Annotated in this window: 15 protein-coding genes and 1 pseudogene; 6 read left to right on the top strand and 10 right to left on the bottom strand. The window is 43.8% G+C overall.

Annotated features, from left to right (window positions below):
- Positions 1-13: 13 nt before the first annotated feature.
- The gene (gene cysK / locus EPB59_RS08270; RefSeq protein WP_055027475.1) at positions 14-982 is read right to left on the bottom strand and encodes a cysteine synthase A; all 969 of its coding nucleotides are present in this window, start codon (positions 980-982) and stop codon (positions 14-16) included.
- Positions 983-1,103: 121 nt separating this feature from the next.
- Positions 1,104-1,859, bottom strand: coding sequence for a sulfate transporter CysZ (gene cysZ / locus EPB59_RS08265; protein WP_154172264.1), 756 nt, complete (start codon positions 1,857-1,859; stop codon positions 1,104-1,106).
- 229 nt (positions 1,860-2,088) lie between these two features.
- On the opposite strand from cysZ, the gene zipA reads away from it, so the two are divergent.
- From zipA to cueR, 5 genes are all read left to right on the top strand, one after another.
- Positions 2,089-2,961, top strand: coding sequence for a cell division protein ZipA (gene zipA, locus EPB59_RS08260; RefSeq protein ID WP_154172262.1), 873 nt, complete (start codon positions 2,089-2,091; stop codon positions 2,959-2,961).
- Positions 2,962-3,097: 136 nt separating this feature from the next.
- The gene (gene ligA / locus EPB59_RS08255; protein ID WP_154172260.1) at positions 3,098-5,110 is read left to right on the top strand and encodes an NAD-dependent DNA ligase LigA; all 2,013 of its coding nucleotides are present in this window, start codon (positions 3,098-3,100) and stop codon (positions 5,108-5,110) included.
- A gap of 505 nt (positions 5,111-5,615) precedes the next feature.
- Positions 5,616-6,728 (top strand): porin, encoded by a 1,113-nt coding sequence (locus EPB59_RS08250; RefSeq protein ID WP_154172258.1) that lies wholly within the window; start codon positions 5,616-5,618, stop codon positions 6,726-6,728.
- A 62-nt stretch (positions 6,729-6,790) separates the two neighbouring features.
- Entirely contained in the window at positions 6,791-7,600 is an 810-nt protein-coding gene (locus EPB59_RS08245) for a YccT family protein (protein WP_154172256.1), read from the top strand.
- Positions 7,601-7,659: 59 nt separating this feature from the next.
- Entirely contained in the window at positions 7,660-8,079 is a 420-nt protein-coding gene (cueR, locus tag EPB59_RS08240) for a Cu(I)-responsive transcriptional regulator (protein WP_055051663.1), read from the top strand.
- Between the two features lie 134 nt (positions 8,080-8,213).
- On the opposite strand, the gene EPB59_RS08235 is transcribed toward cueR, so the two are convergent.
- The 5 genes from EPB59_RS08235 to EPB59_RS08210 all read right to left on the bottom strand — a co-directional run bounded on the left by EPB59_RS08235 (position 8,214) and on the right by EPB59_RS08210 (position 13,025).
- A complete protein-coding gene (locus EPB59_RS08235) occupies positions 8,214-8,690 on the bottom strand; it encodes an NfeD family protein (RefSeq protein ID WP_154172253.1) in 477 nt (158 codons plus the stop codon).
- Between the two features lie 7 nt (positions 8,691-8,697).
- Positions 8,698-9,618 carry an SPFH domain-containing protein gene (locus EPB59_RS08230; RefSeq protein ID WP_000963390.1) on the bottom strand — a complete coding sequence of 307 codons (921 nt, stop codon included), beginning with the start codon at positions 9,616-9,618 and terminating at the stop codon, positions 8,698-8,700.
- Between the two features lie 400 nt (positions 9,619-10,018).
- Entirely contained in the window at positions 10,019-10,873 is an 855-nt protein-coding gene (locus EPB59_RS08225; protein WP_195706960.1) for a co-chaperone YbbN, read from the bottom strand.
- A gap of 360 nt (positions 10,874-11,233) precedes the next feature.
- On the bottom strand, positions 11,234-12,061 hold the full coding sequence (locus tag EPB59_RS08215) for an SDR family oxidoreductase (RefSeq protein ID WP_154172249.1): 828 nt from the start codon (positions 12,059-12,061) through the stop codon (positions 11,234-11,236).
- 49 nt (positions 12,062-12,110) lie between these two features.
- Positions 12,111-13,025: a TIGR01777 family oxidoreductase gene (locus EPB59_RS08210; RefSeq protein ID WP_154172247.1), complete on the bottom strand. Its 915-nt coding sequence runs from the start codon at positions 13,023-13,025 to the stop codon at positions 12,111-12,113.
- 276 nt (positions 13,026-13,301) lie between these two features.
- On the opposite strand from EPB59_RS08210, the gene yfcE reads away from it, so the two are divergent.
- Positions 13,302-13,859, top strand: coding sequence for a phosphodiesterase (gene yfcE / locus EPB59_RS08205; RefSeq protein WP_154172245.1), 558 nt, complete (start codon positions 13,302-13,304; stop codon positions 13,857-13,859).
- A 5-nt stretch (positions 13,860-13,864) separates the two neighbouring features.
- Here the strand turns inward: yfcE and EPB59_RS08200 are convergent, their stop codons facing one another.
- From EPB59_RS08200 to EPB59_RS19020, 3 genes and pseudogenes are all read right to left on the bottom strand, one after another.
- Complete coding sequence (locus tag EPB59_RS08200; RefSeq protein ID WP_154172243.1) at positions 13,865-14,176, bottom strand: SelT/SelW/SelH family protein; 312 nt, start codon at positions 14,174-14,176, stop codon at positions 13,865-13,867.
- 78 nt (positions 14,177-14,254) lie between these two features.
- Positions 14,255-14,776, bottom strand: a complete 522-nt coding sequence (locus tag EPB59_RS08195; RefSeq protein WP_055051645.1) for a regulatory protein ToxS — start codon at positions 14,774-14,776, stop codon at positions 14,255-14,257.
- Between the two features lie 7 nt (positions 14,777-14,783).
- Positions 14,784-15,131, bottom strand: a pseudogene (locus tag EPB59_RS19020) (transcriptional regulator); the annotation flags it as partial.
- Positions 15,132-15,147: the final 16 nt, after the last annotated feature.

Raw genomic sequence — 15,147 nt, 5'->3', positions numbered from 1 at the left:
ATTTAACCACGTATTACTGTTGGTTTTCTTTTTCGGTAAAAATGCCAGCGAAAAGGGCGGTGCTTAAATAACGCTCACCTGAGCTTGGTAGAATGGTTACGATAGTTTTATCTTTGAATTCAGGTAGTTGAGCTATTCGGTTTGCGGCTACAACGGCGGCGCCTGAAGAAATTCCCGCCAATATTCCTTCTTCTTCCATCAGGCGGCGAGCCATTTCGATCGCCTCTTCTGAGGTGACGCGCTCAACGCGGTCAATTAGGCTTAAATCCAAATTTCCAGGGATAAATCCAGCACCAATACCTTGGATTTTATGTGGTGCAGGTTTAATTTCTTCTCCCGCCAGTGCTTGCGTAATGACTGGTGATTCAGCTGGTTCAACCGCAACAGAGAGAATGGCCTTACCTTGAGTGCCTTTAATGTAGCGACTGGTTCCGGTTAATGTGCCACCAGTGCCTACGCCTGCAACAAATACATCGACTTGACCATCGGTGGCTTCCCAAATTTCAGGGCCTGTGGTCTTTTCATGGATTTGTGGGTTAGCAGGGTTGTTGAATTGCTGCAATAGAAGATATTTTTCTGGGTTGCTGGCGACAATTTCTTCCGCTTTGGCAATGGCCCCTTTCATGCCTTTTGCAGCTTCGGTGAGTTCTAAAGTCGCCCCGAGTGCTTTGAGCAGTTTACGACGCTCTAAACTCATCGATTCAGGCATGGTCAGAGTTAACTTGTAACCCCGAGCTGCTGCAACAAACGCTAAGGCGATCCCTGTATTACCACTGGTTGGTTCGACTAACTCAACGCCTGGTTTGAGTTTTCCTTGTTTTTCGGCTTCCCAAATCATATTGGCACCGATACGGCATTTAACGCTGAAGCTTGGGTTGCGTGATTCGACTTTAGCGAGCACTTTTCCTTGCGACACTTTGTTTAAGCGCACTAGGGGAGTGTTACCAATAGTAAGAGAGTTGTCTTCGTAGATTTTGCTCATAGCGATGTTCCTTCATTCGTTACGCAGTCAGCGCGTGCGTGAATACTTAGTGAATATGAGCAGAGAATAAGTTCATATTCACTAAGGGAAAAGGATTAAAAAGTTATAACTTATGTGGAGCTTATTCGTAGCGTTTGGATGGACGTTGCACCTTAAATACCTCAACCCACATAGCGGTTGCACCGCAGACGGCGACTGGTACTATAAATAAGTTCACTATGGGAATACTGGTAAAAAAAGCAACTAAGGCTCCAAATCCGTAAGCTTTGCTTTGATTTTGTTTCAAAGTATTACGCATGTCATGAAACGCAACTTTGTGGTTATCAAACGGATAATCGCAATACTGTACCGCGAGCATCCAAGCAGTAAAAATAAACCAAGCAAGAGGACCTAGTGTTTGACCCAGTGCGGGGATCAGTAACAAAAGAAAAAGTCCTAGCGCTTTAGGGAGCACATAAAGCAGTTTTCGCCACTCACGGCTCAGTATCCGAGGTACATCTTTTATCAGAGCGACAATCCCCTCTTCACCGACAGATTCGCCAGAGAGATGCATTTCCACTTTTTCAGCTAATAGGCCGTTGAATGGTGAGGCGATAAAATTGGCTAAGGTACTAAAGAAGTAAGAGAAGGTGGCTAAGATGGTTAGGATAAGCAATGGCCAAAGGACATAACTTAACCAAGCAAGAAAACTAGGCAGTTGCTCCATCCATTGTGTTATCCAAGAATCTAAATGGCTAAAGAGGTAATACATAGCGCCGCCCACTAATATGACGTTTGCCAGTAGTGGGAGAATAACAAAACGGCGTATACCCGGGGTTAGGGCTAAACGTACGCCATAAAAGAAGTAGCTGAATCCGGAACGTGAGCTGATCTGCATAAAAACGGTATTCTCCTTGATTAACCGAACGAAGATTGTACTTGATTGATACTGAAGTGAAATGACGAAACTGCAAAAAACGCGTCATCTTTTCAACTTCTCACATTAAGTTGTTCTAAATTCGACGAGAGTTTTGGTAAAGTACCCCGACAAGTCAAAAACACACCCTGATAAACGTCCTGTCGGGCGCTACAGCTCAGAACATCAAACGGGATACTGAGAGTTTAAGATGCAGGAACTGCGATTCGTATTGATAATTGTTGGCGCGTTGGCAATAGCGGCGTTGCTGTTTCATGGTCTATGGACCAGCAAAAAAGAAGGGAAATCTAAGTTTGGGGATAAGCCCTTACGTAAGATTGCGGTTGAAAACGATGAGCCGCCCTCACGAGATTTTGTGGCTGAGGATGATTTTGAAATCATTCGCAAGGAGCGTAAAGAACCCGATTTCGGGCTCCCCAATCAGCAACATGATCCTTTGATCTCTGATTTTGTCGTTCATGATGAGCTGGAAGATGATAATGAAGAGGTGGTGCAACCGTTACCGACGTATCATCCACCGAAACAGGTTAAGCCTGTTGAAGAGGTTTCACGTGTTATGCCTACGGCGCAAACAAGCGTGACTCAGCCTGTTCCTGAAGCTACTCCCGTTATTGAAGAGCAAGAGCCTCAAGAAGAGCAGTTGGATGTGATTGTGATCAATGTACATTGCTCTGGTAGCCAACCCTTTATTGGAACTAAGCTATTTGACAGTATGCAACAAAATGGTTTGCTGTTTGGCGAAATGGATATTTTCCATCGTCATGCCGATCTTTCTGGAACAGGAAAAGTGTTGTTCAGTGTTGCCAACATGATGCAGCCAGGTACTCTGATGCATGATGATCCTGCGGACTTTTCGACCAAAGGCATCTCATTTTTCATGACGCTACCTTGTTTTGGTGACCCAGAGCAGAATTTTAAGTTGATGCTGAAAACAGCACAACAAATCGCCGATGATCTAGGGGGGCATGTTTTAGATGATGCTCGCAACTTGATGACTCCGAACCGTCTTGATGCTTACCGTAAGCAAATTCAAGGGTTTAAGGCTCGCTCTGTCAGAGTGTAGGCGAGTTTTGCCATATCACTAACTTGCTACTTCAAGTTTTCCCTAGATTGAAGCGAGTTAGACGAAGCAAAAATTTCTATAGTTATAATAAAAGGCTCCATAGCGGAGCCTTTTTTCATCATCCGAGAGAATTACGATGTCAAATGTAGAGCAACGATTAACCGAGCTAAGACAAACCTTGCATGAGCATGGTATCCGTTATTACGTGGAAGATGCACCGACCATTCCGGATGCCGAATATGATCGCTTGATGCGTGAACTGCTGGATATAGAAGCCCAGCACCCTGAGTGGATGACTCCTGATTCCCCCAGCTTGCGTGTCGGTGGGCGTCCACTTGATGGGTTTGACTCGGTCATACATGAGATTCCGATGCTCTCTCTTGATAACGCGTTTGATGATGCTGAGTTAGAGAGTTTTTATCGTCGCATGACGGATCGTATTCCTGCTGTACAACAAAGCCATTTCTGTTGTGAACCTAAATTAGATGGTCTAGCGGTAAGTTTACTGTATGAAAATGGTGTCTTAACTCGTGCGGCAACCCGAGGAGATGGAGCGACTGGAGAAAATATCACAGAAAACGTGCGTACGATTAAGTCTATTCCGCTGCGTTTACAAGGCTCGGATTTTCCTCGCCGTTTAGAGGTGCGTGGTGAAGTTTTTATGCCCAAAGCAGGGTTTGATGCCCTTAATGCCCGAGCGCTTAAAAAAGGTGAAAAACAGTTTGTTAATCCGCGTAATGCCGCTGCAGGAAGTTTGCGTCAGCTAGACTCTCGAATTACGGCTCAACGTCCATTAGCATTTTACGCTTACAGTGTCGGTATTATCGAAGGTGGAACGTTGGCATCAAGCCATTATCAACGGTTTTTACAGCTAAAAAGTTGGGGATTGCCGATTTGCCCAGAAACCAAGCTTGTGGCCTCGTTATCGGAAGTGAAAGATTTTTACCAAGATATATTGCAGCGTCGAGGAGATCTCGCTTACGAAATTGATGGTGTTGTCATCAAAGTGGACGATATCACACTGCAAGAGCGCCTAGGTTTTGTTGCTCGTGCACCTCGTTGGGCGATTGCTTATAAATTCCCGGCACAGGAAGAGTTAACCTTGCTTAACGATGTTGAGTTTCAAGTCGGCCGTACGGGGGCGATCACCCCTGTAGCGAAGTTGGAACCCGTCTTTGTGGGTGGCGTAACGGTGAGTAATGCTACCTTACACAATGCTGATGAGATTGAGCGTTTAGGTGTCATGGTTGGCGATACGGTGGTGATCCGCCGTGCTGGTGATGTGATCCCACAGATTGTTTCCGTCGTTTTAGAACGCCGTCCGGCTGATGCCAAATCGATTTTGTTTCCAACGTATTGCCCTGTATGTCAGTCTGATATTGAACGTATCGAGGGGGAGGCCGTTGCTCGATGTACGGGCGGATTAGTTTGTCAGGCGCAACGTAAAGAAGCGTTGAAGCATTTTGTGTCGCGTAAAGCACTTGATGTTGAAGGTCTTGGCGACAAAGTGATTGAGCAGTTGGTTGATCGCGAAATGGTGACGACACCTGCCGACTTATTCCGTTTAAGAGCTGGCGAACTGACGATTCTAGAACGTATGGGGCCTAAATCAGCACAAAATGTGATTGATGCTTTGAATAAAGCCAAACAAACTACCTTACCTAAGTTTCTATATGCACTGGGTATTCGCGAAGTTGGAGAAGCAACAGCACTCAATTTGGCTCAGCACTTTTTAACTCTTGAGGCGATTGCACAGGCAACGATGGAGCAACTGATTGAAGTTTCAGATGTTGGTAACGTTGTCGCGGGTCACTTACATGCTTTCTTTGCGCAATCTCGTAATCAAAAAGTGATTGCTGAACTTCTTGAACTCGGCGTTACATGGCCAGCAATGACTGCTGTGTCATCTACTGGGACTGATTCTATGTTGGCAGGGAAAGTCGTGGTATTGACGGGTAGCTTCAATCAACTATCTCGTAACGATGCGAAAGCTGCACTACAAGCACTTGGGGCAAAAGTGACAGGAAGTGTTTCAAAAAATACGGATATTGTGTTTGCTGGTGACGCTGCTGGTTCTAAGTTAGCGAAAGCGACAGAATTGGGTATTGCTGTGATGGACGAGCAAGCATTGATTGAACTCTTAAAATAACAAGTTTATTTGGCGGTATTTAGCATCCTTGATAAATAAATGGAACTTTTTAGCGCCGAACAGTCTAAACCTCAGTCTCGACTGGGGTTTATTTTTGTTCAAAAACAACCCTGCATTTTTTGTCAATAAATGGTTTTTGTTGTTTTATAAAAGTCATCACTCGCCCTTTTATTATTCGACGCATCTCAAATAAATTAAAATACACAATAATAAAAAGTCTTTATTTTCAATTGTTTGAGTTTTGTTTGTTTTGACTTTGATAATAATTCGATCTCGATCACTTACTCCCCAGAAGTTTGCCGTGGCTCATATTTTTTTAGATAAAAATTAAGTTCTGATTGATGTTTTCTAACCGAGAGTTAGTCTACAGACATGGATACACGGTGAGTGTGCCAACAACTAAGAGAATCGGTTTCGATACTCGAAAAGGAAATGACTTCTCCCTTCGGCGGCCAACTTAAGGGAGAAAATCAAAAACAGCTATATCCATTTTTAGGAGTTATCCATGGACAAAATGTTTAAACGTACTCTTCTGGGTGCAGTAGTAGCGATGGCAGCAGTGGGTGTTCAAGCTGCTCAGCTTACTGATAACGTACAACTTTACGGTCAAGCTGCTGGTAACCTTTACTTTGAAAGCAAAGGTGACAGTGCAAAAGATGATACTGTAGGCGTTGAAATCGAATCTCGTATCGGTCTACGTGGTACACAATCTTTTAATAACTTCGGACCTGATTTTGTATGGCAAATCGAAACATCAAATGCTTACAATGGTGACACAGGCGGTCAATTTGGTGGTCGTGATACTTATTTGGGTCTAGCTTTTGATGGCGTAGGTACAGTGAAAGTGGGTCGTCAACTTGTTTCTATCTATGACTACGTTGACTGGCCACACTCAAACCCAGGTCTAGGTAACGTGTTTGACTGGCACAATGCTATCGGTGCTGGTTACCAAGACCGTGCTGACCACGTAATCCGTTTCGACTCTTCTGACTACAGCGGTTTCAAATACTCACTGTCTGCAAGTAAGATGAATTCATCTACTGATAATGCAGTTGTCAGCTTCGCATTAGCTTACAACGCAGAGCGTTTTGGTATCCACGGTGGCGCTTATCTAGGTTCAAAAGAAGAAACTAAGACTGCGGCTAAAAAAGCTTACTATGAATTCAACTCCGAAACAGGTCTTGCTGAGTTAAAACCAGCGACTGCAGCTAAGGTTGACGAAGCTCAAGCTGCTTACTATTTAGTGGGTGGTAACGTATCTATTACTGACAAGTTAAGCTTAACTGCAGCTTGGAAGCACATGACTAATGAAGTAAACAATGTTGAGAAAAAACAAGATGCTTACTCTGCAACATTGGCTTACTGGGCAACATCTGAGTGGCTATTTAAAGCAGGTTACTCTGCGACAACTAAAGCTAAGTTTGGTGGCGAAACTCAAGCTGATAGCGATAGCCGTGCAATCACTGCCCGTGCACTATATGTACTAGACCCATCAGCAGTGTTGTATTTCGACGTTCGTAACTACGATATGATGACACCGACTGACGGCGACGACAAAGGCAATGCTGATGCAAATGACCAAACTCGTTTCTTGATGGGTGTTGAATACTACTTCTAATCATATTGATTAAAAGTTCATACCAAGGCGAGCGACAGCTCGCCTTTTATTTGGAGGTAATAATGAATAAACTTTTGATTAGCGCGCTATTAGGAATGGTTGTTTCTTCTAACACCTACGCTGATGTGACGGTGAGTATAGACCGAAACCTCCAGATTCTAGCTGTTAATGGCGTTGAGCCTGAAATTTCATTCGGTCACACCGATGAAATGACTTTACCTAATGGTTTAAACCAACTTTTGGTTCGTCTTGAAAAAGTCATTCATTTCGGGGGGACTCAAAATAAATATAAGTCACCTGCTATGGTTGTCAGTTTTAATGCGGACAATGAGAGTCTTTTTCTGAAGCCAGGATCTGTAGTTAGGGATGAAGCTACAGCCAAAACTTTTGATAAAAAGCCAGCAGTTCTTTTGACGAATTCATCTATGCAGCCTATTGAATTCCAACAAGACGTTTTAGTTGCCAAAGGCTTTTCAGTATTTCGAGATTATGAAAATGAACTCTATAACTATAATGCTCAAGATAAGATTGCCTCGATTAGTGCTCTGAATAATGTAGGGATTAATCGAAAACGTAGTGAGACCATATCAGAACCAGCAAAAACTGCTCAGGCAGCCCAAGATTCCATAGTTAATAGTCAAGCTACGACTCAATCCGTTTCAAAATCTTATGACATGATCCAGTACTTATTTGGTGAAGCCAATGCAGCCGAGCGCCAAGAATTTGCTAACTGGGCCTTTGCTAACCGTGCAGAGGTAACTCAGCCTATTTCCACCTCAAATAAGCTAGTCGACATGATGGCAGATTGGTACAAAAAAGCCGATAAAGCTGAAAAAACATCGATCCTCTCTTGGTTGATCAGCCAAGAATAATTGCATTTCTTATTGGATAGAGGCATGGTCTTTCCATGCCTTTGTTATTTTTATGTGCCATGAATATTAGCCAGATTGCCAAACTCACCTCGCTGACTGCAAAGTCGATTCGTCTATACGAAGAAAAAGGTCTTATCACCCCACCATTGCGCTCTGAAAGTGGTTATCGAACTTACACTCAGCGGCATGTGGATGATTTACTGCTCATTGCTCGCTGTCGGCGAGTTGGTTTTAGTTTGGATGAGTGTAAAGCCATGCTCACTCTTGCTAATGATCCAAACCGAACGAGCGCGGCGGTGCGTGCGCGAGCACAAGAAAAGTGGCAAGAAGTCTCGAGTAAACTGTCCGAGCTCACCATGATTAAGCAGCAGCTAGAAGAGTGGATCGCATCTTGTCCCGGAGATCAAGGCAGCGATTGTCCAATCATAGAACAGTTGAAGGGGCATTGTTGTTCAAACGATAAAACTAAGACCCCGTAGGGTCTTAGTTCCGACTTTGAAGTCGCAGTTGCTAGTAGTTTTACTCATCCTACACAAAGATTTATGCGCATTTTGTGAGCTTTCTTGACGCGCACCTATTGGAACTGTGCACGTCAAGCATCTTAGTGTAAGAGTCAATTTGCCGATGGAATTACAGACTTTTCGATAGGTTTGACGACTAAGATAATCCCATCCACAGCAATGACCGAAACACGGCTCCCTGCGGCAAGCTCCTGATCGCAGCGAGCCGTCCAAGCCGTATCACCCACTGATACTTGGAACTCTCCTGCTGGGGTATCTTCGGTTATCGGAATAATACGTCCGAGTAACTGTTTTTCCTTTTGATTAAGGTCGCGTTCTGTATCTTGCTTTTTATCGCGGCTAAATTGACGTCGCCACCAAAGCCAAGTCGTGACCAGTGAAAAACTCGCAAAAGCCAGCCACTGCAGTTGCCAACCAAAAGGCATTACGGCCAGCAATACCCCAACTAACAGTGCTGATAGGCCAAGCCACAAAAAATAACCTGCAGTGCCGAGTAGCTCAGCGGCTAATAGAAGTAGGCCCAAGGCCAACCAATGCCAGAAATTCAATTGTGAGAGTAGCTCTACCACGGGACACCTACTTAGTGGTTTGTGATGATTTAAACATTTCTGCAATTCCAGCTACAGATCCCATTAGGCCTGTTGCTTCAAGTGGCAGCATGATGATCTTACCATTCTCGGCTTGACCAATGGCTTTCAGTGCTTCGGTATAGCCTTGAGCAATAAAGTAATTTACCGCTTGCATATCACCTTTAGCGATGGCTTCGGAAACCATAGTGGTTGCCTTAGCTTCCGCTTCGGCTGCACGCTCACGTGCTTCAGCTTGTAAAATGGCGGCTTGTTTTTCCCCTTCAGCTTTCAATATTTCGGATTGTTTTTGACCTTCGGCACGTAAGATTTGCGCTTGGCGTACCCCTTCAGCTTCAAGGACTTCAGCCCGTTTGTTACGTTCAGCTTTCATCTGAGCATTCATTGCGGCGGTTAAATCAGCAGGTGGCTGCACATCTTTGATTTCAATACGTGTCACTTTTACACCCCACGGGCTGGTGGCATGGTCAACAATCGACAGCAGCTTAGTGTTAATCATGTCGCGTTGGCTGAGCATCTCATCCAGCTCCATTGAACCTAATACGGTACGCATATTGGTAAGTGTGAGGTTTCGAATCGCATGTTGCAGTTGACTAACCTCATAAGCGGCTTTCGCGGCATCAATCACTTGCACAAAACAGACCGCATCAATCACAACGTTCGCGTTGTCTTTAGAAATGACTTCTTGAGCTGGGATATCTAAAACTTGTTCCATCATATTGATTTTATGACCAACACGGTCAATAAAAGGGATGATTAGGTTGAGTCCGGGCTTGAGTGTTTGTGTGTATCGCCCAAATCTTTCGACTGTCCAGTTATTACCCTGAGGCACGGTTTTTACTGCAGAGGAGATGAAAATAACTACAGCCAGTACAAGAACTGCAATAGTGATCAATGAATCAATAGCCATGACGTATCCTTTTTATTATTGAGAAATAAAGCCACTCTATGCTTTTAACAAGCACGTGGGTATTTAGCCAAATATCCCCTTCCTACTAGAAGCTGCAGCGGTGTTGGCTGAATTCACTCACCCCAATCACATTGTGTATCTATGCTCAGAGGATTCACTCATTTGCCGCCTACCTGAAACTTCAAGTAGTTTGGGTATAGTAGAAGTGCATTATCAATGAGCGGAAATTCTCTCTCAAAGACAGGGGATGACCAAATTAAGATCAGAAATTTACAGCTTTGCTCTAAAAAATGATCAATTTTTATTTATTGACAATCAAATTGATAAAAATGGCATTCAATAAGAACGCCATTGCATTCTTCAATCCTAATGCATTAATAGCTTGAATTGGTGTAGGGCCTTAATACAGAAGTGAGTAGAGTTTCTTTCGATATTGATTGGCTAAGGGGTGACCTTGTCCTAGCGCCGTTAAAATATCCATAAAGGTTTTTTTCATATCTCCATCTAGGGCATTGAGGTTTTTGCTTAACCATGACCAAAGTAAGCTCAGTGCTTCTTCATCTCTTTTCACTTGATGATATTGTCGAGCCAGCTCGATAGCTAAGTTTGGATTGTCTAAATCACTACGCCATTGTTGCTCTAATGCGATGATTTCTGGACTATTCGCGGTTTGTTGATGCAGTTCGAGTTTAGCAAGTAAGGTTTTATACTCACCTTGCTGGTATTCAAGAGGTATGTCGCAGAGAATTGTTTGCGCAGCGTCGATATCGTTGGTTTCTAAATAACAACGGGCTAGCGCAAGCTTTACCTCACCTTTGTTGCGCCACTCATCACTCAACGTGGTCAGTATTGAGCGCGCTTCAGTGAATTGATCTTGGGCCACTAGTTCTATCCCTTGTTGCATTAATCGCTCTTCATCACTTGGCAGGTGGCGTTTGAGCATCTCTTCGATAGCTTCGATGGGCTGCGGTCCGCCTAGACCATCCACCGGTTGACCTTCAATAAAAAGTGCAATAGTTGGAATGGCTTGAATGCCAAATTGTGCAGCAATAGCTTGTTCTTCTTGACAATTCAGACGAGCAAGAACAAATGCACCTTGATATTGTTCAGTGAGCTGCTCAAGGTGTGGTAGAAGTTGGGTGCTTTCATTGCTGATAGGAGCCCAAAAATAGAAAAGCACGGGAGAAAGAGTAGAGTGCTGTAATACTTGGTGAAAATTGTGCTGAGAAACATCAATCATATTCGCTGCTGGCATAGCAAATCCTTGGTTTGGATGGTACATCGCTTCGATAAACTATGGGGATGCAACATGGAAAACTCAAGCTTTATATGGTGTTAAAAGCGGAGGGCTTATTGGTGAGCTAAAAACGAAATCACCACCCGGAGGTAGTGATTTCGTTGCTCTTACGAGCTTGCAAGCAAAGGTGTTTAAAGCAATATAAATAAGGTCAGCGCAACACCGACACTTATCCAATTCAATTGGTTTAATGTCATTTTTGTCGTACCACATGCAACGCTTGGAAATCAGGGTGTCTGCGTGCATAAGCGAAAACTGCCCTATGCACACTGTGAATTTTGCCGAGTGATTGTTACTAAATAATGACAATTAGATAATTTATGCTGCTTTAAATAACAGTTTGTCTAGCCAGCGCGCTGGTAAACATCGTTTTAGTAGTGCAAATACTTTAGTGGGAGTGGTAATGCGGTAGCGGATTTTAGGGTTTGCAGATTCAAGGGCATGGCACAGAGGCGCTAGACAAGCTTCTGGTGGTAATACAAAGCGGTTGTTGGAATGGGTTTTACCTAAACGTTCAACTTGCTGTTGATAGGCTAAGTGATGAGCACTTTGTTCAACCGTTATCCAGCGTTGGAAGGCTTGTAGTGCATTGGATCTAAATTGTGTTTCAATTGGCCCCGGTTCGAGCAAGCTGATATGAATTCCAGAACCTTGTAGCTCTAGTCTTAAAGTATCTGTCCAGCCTTCTAGAGCAAATTTAGAAGCGTTATATGCACCGCGGTATTTCATAGCAGCAAAGCCTAATACGGAGCTATTTTGGATGATGCGCCCGTAGCCTTGGCTTCGGAAGTGGGGTAGCAAGCGTGTGGTCAGATGATGCCAACCAAAAAAGTTGGTTTCAAACTGTTCTCGCATGGCTTGCACGGGTAAATCTTCCAAAGCGCCTGGTTGACCGAAAGCACCATTATTGAAGATGGCGTAAAGTTGGTGGTTTGAGATTTCCAGAGCTTGTTCTACGGCAAGATTAATACTCTGTTCACAGCTCAAGTCTAAATGAAGACAAGTGAAACCCTCTTGTGTTAATCGCGCGACATCTTGCTCATCTCGGCAAGAGGCAATCACTTGATAACCCCGCAGCTGCAGTTGCTTCGCTGCCATGTAACCAATACCTGTTGAGCAACCTGTGATTAAAATGGATTTTTTCATCTCTATCCTTTATTGAGTTAAGCCATATCATTGAAGATGAAGTGAGCACTTACTGGGTTTGGCTCAGCAAATGGCTAAATGCCCGATCAATTCGAGAATAGTGGAATTGAAAACCCAGATCAGTCAGTTTTTTGGGCTTCGCACGAATGCTATCGAGTAGAAGCTCAGAGGCTTCCCCCATCAGCAGTTTTATCAGCCATTGTGGAGTTTTTAACACATGTGGTCGTTTCAATACATTGGCGAGAGTGAGACTAAATTCAGCCTGAGTGACAGGATGAGGAGCGCAAAGATTATAAGCACCTTGAGCATATTCTGTTTCTAGTAAAAAAACGATGGCTCGCACCATATCTTGCATATGGATCCATGGCATGTATTGCTGCCCATTACCAATTGGGCCACCTAAACCGAGGCGATACGGAGGAAGCATCTTTTTCAACGCACCTCCATCTAGCGCTAATACAATCCCAGTTCGCAATAAACAAACGCGAGTTTGTTCTGATTGCGCTTTCAGTGCTCGTTGTTCCCATTGTTGGCAAACCTGATGAGGGAAGTGCTCACTTTTTACCTGAAGACTCTCGTCAAAAGCATGTTCCTGTTGATCACCGTAAAAACCAACGGCTGAACCGCTAAGGAAAACACTAGGTGGTTGAGCACTGGCGTGAATTTTTTCGACGAGCTGTTCGGTAATCTCTAATCGACTACGCATAATCTGCTGCTTTTGCTTTGAGCTCCAACGTTTATCGGCGATCGGTTCTCCCGCAAGATTAATGATGGCATCAATCTCATTGAAATCAGATAGTTCATCTAAAAAACCAATAAAGTGTATGTTTTGGCTGGGGATATGAGCGAAGCGCAAAGCCGCTTTAGCCATGTCGCGAGTTAACACAACCAGCTCATGGGTACTGAGTAACTTTATCAACTCAAAGCCGATAAACCCGGTTCCTCCGGTGATCAAAATTCTCATAGTGACTCCTTGTGTTGAGTGGTGGCGTTATCCATGACCTCTGTTGATAACGATATGAAGAGTTTAACCGTAATCGACCCTCTTTTCTCTAGCTCTAGTGAAAGGCTGCAAAGCCGCTTCACGCTTCTGTGGCACGTAAGTCTATATTGCGGCTGTATGATCGAAAACTCAGAAAATCTTATGACGAGGTATGCTACAGATCAGAGATGACAAATCAGCAGTGCATCTAAGCGATGAAAACCTTACAATCGCTGAGTATTTGATGTGAGGCCTGTCATGAAACTTTTTTTTATCTCCGATCTGCACGGCTCTTTGCCTGCGACTGAGCAAGCACTTGCTCTCTATAAAGCTTCTGGAGCTCAATCGCTCGTTTTATTGGGTGATATTCTTAACCATGGTCCGCGTAATCCGATTCCTGATGGGTACAACCCTCCTGCGGTTGCTGAACGCTTAAATGAATTTGCTGAGCAAATTATTGCGGTACGTGGGAATTGCGACAGTGAAGTGGATCAGATGTTACTGAACTTTCCGATGATGGGCGATTATGCGTGGGTGCTATTAGATTCAGGGCAACGCTTATTTTTAACTCACGGTCACCTTTATCACGGGGAAAAGCTTCCACCGTTAAAAAAAGGTGACGTATTGGTGCATGGCCATACACATGTTCCCGTGGTAGATTGGGTTGGGCATGTATGGATTGTTAATCCTGGGTCAATGACTTTTCCTCGTGGAAATCATCAGCCGAGTTATGGGGTGTTAGATGGTAATCAGATGCAAGTCATGTCGAGCATGGGGGAGATACTGCTCAACCATGATATCGACTCACCACTATAGCGCTATTATTGGTTGCTAGGGGATTCGTTTTTAGCCGGGGAGAGGCGGTCGGCATGACCGAGATCTCTTTCCGGATCAATTAAGTCACGCACTCGCTGTTTAAGCCCTTTTGCTTCTGGAAATCCACCCTCTTGTTTACGTTCCCAGATCTGTACACCATTACAAATAATCTCAAATCGACCACCTGTGTCGGGGTGAAGTGCGACATAAGCAATTTCTTCGCTAAAGGTCTGGAGTAGCTCTTGGCTTAACCAAGCGGCACGCAACATCCAATTACATTGTCGGCAGTAATATATCTCTATCTGTGCTTTATTCATTGTCACTTTCCTTGTGTTGTGCACGTTACGCATACAGAGTGAGTGGGCTTCATGTGTCATGAAGTCCACTCGTTCTCTTTACGAATTACTGAATAACACGGTAGAACCATGATTTAGACTGGTAAATAGAATGGTTCTTTCATTAACAATATCGACTCGACGGCTTTGCTGGGCATCCATTTTAAATAATTGAGTGATAAGTTGAAGTTGTTCATCCGTAAAGTCTTTGCTCTGATTGGATGAAATATCTTTAAATTCTACCGGAGTGACGAGTAGATAGTTATCACTCACGTCCCACTCGCCAAATTCGGAAATATTAATAATGCTTTCAGCACTATGATCATCAGAAAAAAGTTTGACGATAGACACACGTAAATAAGTGCCATTGGGCAAATATTTTACATTTGAGGTGACATCAACTCGGCTGAGTGGCCCCATGGCCGGACTATTACTATTCGTTTTGATGAGTGAAACCATTTTTGATTGCCACTCACGAGACGTTAATACTTGCTCTAGCTTGAAGTCACTTCCCCAATAGAGCCAGCCACTAAATAGTAGGGACAGTAGCAAAACGCCAATAGCTATATATCTGGTTTTCATAAAAATCCTACTCACACACTTTGATGGCATCTTTAGGATTAGCAACGATGCGTAAGGTTATATTTTCGCCCGAGACTTCAGGGCTATGGATGTAATTGAGCGTCAATTGGTTATTTTGCCCACCGGTGGCGATAACTTCCTTAGGTTTTAGTCCCTCAGTATGCTTTTCATTGTATTTTTTAACGCAAAGTTCGATAGAAGGTAGCCATTTTGATAGGTCGGGGTGGTTGATTGGCATATTGACGGCAACATCATCGACGACAATCAAAGGCTTAAATTTTGATTGGCTAGGGTTAGTCAGTAATAACACGGCTAACGGGATGATCATTGCAACTAGCAAAATCAGTCGAGTTCCCCAATCGTGAGTCGGT

Origin of the sequence: Vibrio metoecus, assembly GCF_009665255.1 — a bacterium.
In the GTDB taxonomy this organism is placed as follows: domain Bacteria; phylum Pseudomonadota; class Gammaproteobacteria; order Enterobacterales; family Vibrionaceae; genus Vibrio; species Vibrio metoecus_B.
Note: the sequence above shows the minus strand (reverse complement) of the source record. Positions and strands in the feature narration are given on the sequence as shown.